The organism is Okeania sp. SIO2F4 (genome assembly GCF_010672385.1).
Classification (GTDB): Bacteria; Cyanobacteriota; Cyanobacteriia; order Cyanobacteriales; family Microcoleaceae; genus Trichodesmium.
Window position 1 is genome coordinate 1 of record NZ_JAAHGT010000830.1, and the last position, 4,380, is coordinate 4,380.

3 protein-coding genes are annotated in these 4,380 nt (G+C 36.8%); 1 reads left to right on the forward strand and 2 read right to left on the reverse strand.

Going from position 1 to position 4,380, the window contains the following annotated elements; translation table 11 throughout:
- Positions 1–164: 164 nt before the first annotated feature.
- The gene (locus F6K22_RS33435; protein WP_293108281.1) at positions 165–3,320 is read left to right on the forward strand and encodes a glycosyltransferase; all 3,156 of its coding nucleotides are present in this window, start codon (positions 165–167) and stop codon (positions 3,318–3,320) included.
- A 50-nt stretch (positions 3,321–3,370) separates the two neighbouring features.
- Here the strand turns inward: F6K22_RS33435 and F6K22_RS33440 are convergent, their stop codons facing one another.
- Together F6K22_RS33440 and F6K22_RS33445 are read right to left on the reverse strand one after the other, a co-directional pair.
- Positions 3,371–3,544, reverse strand: coding sequence for a hypothetical protein (locus tag F6K22_RS33440; protein WP_293108284.1), 174 nt, complete (start codon positions 3,542–3,544; stop codon positions 3,371–3,373).
- Positions 3,545–3,609: 65 nt separating this feature from the next.
- The gene (locus F6K22_RS33445; protein ID WP_293108287.1) at positions 3,610–4,365 is read right to left on the reverse strand and encodes a glycosyltransferase family 2 protein; all 756 of its coding nucleotides are present in this window, start codon (positions 4,363–4,365) and stop codon (positions 3,610–3,612) included.
- Positions 4,366–4,380: the final 15 nt, after the last annotated feature.

Here is a 4,380-nt window from a genome sequence, read left to right on the forward strand (position 1 = left end):
TAACCGCCTTGGATTTCAAATTTCTCTTGAAGTTCTCCATATTTTTTATAGCTCTGCTAAATCGCGAGGCAATTCTACAGGAAATTAGCAATGCAGATATAGTACATTTGCATTTTTGGAATACCCCAGAAATCTATGAGCTTATACGCTCTGGACTTCCACCAATGCGACTACTAATCAAGTTCAATGTAGCTGGATGTTATCCACCACAAATTATTACTAAAGAATTAATTGATTATGCTGATTTTGCTCTCACTACAAGTCCCTATGCTCACGAAAATCCCATTTTTCAACAATTGCCAGAGAAAATCAGATTAGAAAAAACTGGGATGATATATGGAGCAACAGATTTTGCGCGACTTGCTCATTTTTCTCCTAAACCACACGATACTTTTAATGTTGGCTACATCGGTACAGTAGGATTCGTGAAAATGCACCCTAATTATGTGTCAATGAGTGCAGGAATTAATATCCCAAATATTAAGTTTATTATTTGCGGTAAAGGAGATGCTTCTCCAAAATTCAAGACAGAGGTAGAAACTTTACAAGTAAAAGAAAGATTTGAGTTTCAAGGTTATGTCGAAGATATTCGGTCTGTAATTGAAGTAATGGATGTTTTTGGCTATCCTCTTTGCGAGGATAACTATTCAACTGTTGAGCTAGTATTGCAGGAAGTTATGTATGCAGGAGTACCTGCAGTTATTTTTCCCTATGGTGGAGCTAGTCGAACAGTAGTTGATAATTACACTGGTCTGATTGTCAAGAGTGAGTTAGAGTACAAACAGGCAATTGAATACTTATATCATCACCCCGAAGAACGGCAAAGACTGGGGGAAAATGCTCGAAAATACGCAGAGCAGATGTTTGGAGGAGAAAATGCAGCTAAGGCAACACATAAACTTTATCAAAAATTAATGCGATCGCCAAAGGGTAAAAAGAAGTGGGGTAAAAAAGCTAATCAATCTCAGAAACTATATGCTTCAGACTTGTTTATTCAGTCTATCGGTAATATAGAGTCTCAATTCTTAGTGAGTATGACTTCACAAGATATTCAAGAACTTTTAGATGCAGATAAAAAAATTGCCGAATCATCTCCATTACTCTACAGTAAGGGTGCAGGTGGCATCTTTCACTATAGTTCTTATTATCAGAAAAATGGGTATTTAAGGTTATGGTCAGGGTTAGTGCTACAACAACAAGGAAAACATTCTGAAGCGATCGCTGAATTTGCTGAAGCTAACGAACTTGGAACTCACTGGCGTACATCTTGGTATTTAGCAAAATCTGCTTTGGAGTTGGGTAAACTAGATTTAGCAGAAGAAGCATTAACAAAAGTTCTAGAAGCAGAGCCTGATTTTACTGAAGCACAGGAAAAATTAAGGTATTTAGGGAAGGAAACTAATATTCACACTCAAAAACAAAATTCAGTTATAACCCCAACGAAATCAAAAACTAGGCAAGTTGTTTCAGAAGGTAGCAACAGAAACTTATTGCTGATTTCTAGCAAAAGCCAAGAAACTCTCAGACAAGCTACTCTATCAGAAAAAAGTGGTATGACAATTTTTGCTATACCTAAACCATTTAAAGAACATATTGGTGTGATTCAAACAAATGCAATTAAAAGCTGGACTTTGCTCAAACCAAAACCAGAGATTATTATTTTTGGAGAAGAGGAAGGTACAGAAGATATTGTCAAAGAATTAGGTCTACGTCATGTACCTAATGTTCAACACAACGAGTATGGAACACCTTTACTCAGTGATATGTTTGCTCAAGCTCATAAACTAGCAAGCCACGATCTTTTGACATATGTTAATTCTGACATCATGCTTGTTAGTGATTTTATTCCTAGTGTCAAGTATGTCTCTACCTTGCTAGAAGAATTCTTGATTATAGGAAGAAGGTGGAATATAAATATCACTACTCTGATAGACTTTAATCAACAAAATTGGGAAAATGAATTAAGGAAATTAGTATATAAGGAAGCTGTATTAAATACAGCTTATGGTATGGATTATTTTACATACCCTCGACACTTATTTGCTCAGTTACCTGAATTTGCAATTGGACGTGCTGCCTGGGATACCTGGATGGTTTACAATGCTCTAATCAAGAAGTACCCTGTAGTTGATGCCAGTGAAGTAATTATGTGCGTCCATCAAAACCATGACTATGCTCATTTGCCAAAGGGTCAGTTTACTGCATTTCATGGTATAGAAGCTCAGAGAAACCGAGAGCTAGGTGGATATCCTCTTTCCTGTCGAACATCTGATGCAACCTGGTGTCTGAAATTTCAGCAGTCCGCTCGTACTCCTAGAGTTAGTGTTGTTATTCCTGCGCGTAATAGACCTTTATATACGCAAAAAGCTATCGAAAGTGTTCTCAGGCAAACATATACTTCTTACGAAATTATTGTTGTTAATAATGGACCAAAAGATATGGTTCGTAGTGCTTTAGAACCTTACCAGAATAAAATTCAATATGTTTATCTTGAGGGTCCGAAACCAGAAATATTAGCTGCACTAAATCATGGTATTAACCTAGCACAAGGTGAATTTATAACATTTTTACATCCTGATAGTTATTTTCTACCTGAGAGATTAGCATCACAAGTTAACTGCTTTGACAAGGGTGCATCTTCAATAGACTTTGTTCATAGTGGTTGGCAAATTGTTAACTCCAGTGGAGAAATTACTTTAACAGTAAAACCTTGGTGTGATTTACCAGAGTTAGATTGGCATATTTGGAAACTATGGAAAATTTATAAATATGCTCCGACAAAAGCGATGATGTTTCGTAGCGATCGGGTTAAGCTTTTAGGAGGTTTCAACACTCATCTCAAAGAAGATATTGCAGATGTAGATTTTGTGATTCGTATGGGTATTAAGTTTACTGAAACCGCTTGGTTACGTCAACCAACATATTGTTTCCGTTTGGAGGAGGGAATGGTAGCAAGTACCCCACCCAAATTTGTTGAACATTTGGAGTTGGTTTTGGATAACTATTTTTCTTTACCTGAAGTACCTGACTGGATGCGTATTCTCGAAAGTCGAGCTAGATACAATACTTGGGTGTGGGGTGCATGGTCTATGTATCACTACAAAAACCTAACTCAAATGGCTAAATATCTGGAGCGAGCTTTTAACTATACTCCTTATTCTACTGAGCAAACTGTTTCAGACTGGGTTGATAGTTTTATTAGATTTGCTTCTGAATATGGCTACACTATTGATGGCGATCGATTAACCAAAATACCTGAATGGGAGCAAGTCATTGAGAAAGTTTTAACTGTTTCAGTTCAAAAGAGCGTTATTGTATAGAACCCATTTGGGATGGGGAGATGGGGAAATGGGGTGAGTTAGAGTATTTTTCAATCTTTTTCCCCTATTGCTTCTGTACCACTCCCAACTCCAAAGCGAGCTTTTGACAATACATGAAGCACCCACTCATATAGAATCCGTTTGAACACTCGTCCGCAGCGACGATAGGAAGCAATCTCGCGAAACCCATGAGATTGCTTCCTTCCACTCCGTTCCAGTCGCAATGACTTAGATATAGTAATTATCCGAATTTTATATTACTCCTTAAAAAGACTTTATTGAGAAAACCCTATCTAGTTTTGTGAGTCAGACTGGAGAGAAAATTCAATTTTAGAGCTTGGCGTATTGCTTGTTTCCATTCAATAGAGCTAGTTATAGAGTAAGTATCTAGGATTTCGCCTTTTGCCGAAGAAAAGTTCTTAAAATTTTCAATCCAATTTACAATTACTTTTATACCCACGTCTGATGTATAGTTTAATGATTCCTGTAAATATGCTTTCATTTCTGTGAAATGACCATAATTATAAGCAGACCAAGCAATCCACAATAGTGTATAATAACGAATTTCGTCTTCTATTTTGCGGATATTTTCTGGAATATCGGGTCTCGCAAGAAAACTTTCTAGTACATATTTCTGAGTTTTGAATACTTCTAATATATTATTCTTTTTTTTACTACTACTATGTTGACGATAACAAATCGTTGGTTGGGGTAACCAAACTGTCTCACAACCTCCTAATGCTAGACGAAATATTAGGTCTTTATCTTCTGCATATTTTAGAGCTGGATCGAATCCACCTACACAATTTAACCATTCTCGACGAAACATCATTGGACCCGGTATGACAGGTTTCCAACGTAACCAGGTCTCCAAGTTCAACTGTGGAATTTTTTCCCAAGGTTCTAAATTAGCCAAAAATTCCCCATATTGATTAACCAAATGCCAACCACTGTGAATAATTCCTGCATGGGGATAGCTTTGAAAGCACCGGACTTGTTGCTCTAATTTATGTGGCAACATAAAATCATCAGCATCTAAAAACACAATGAACTCCCCTTA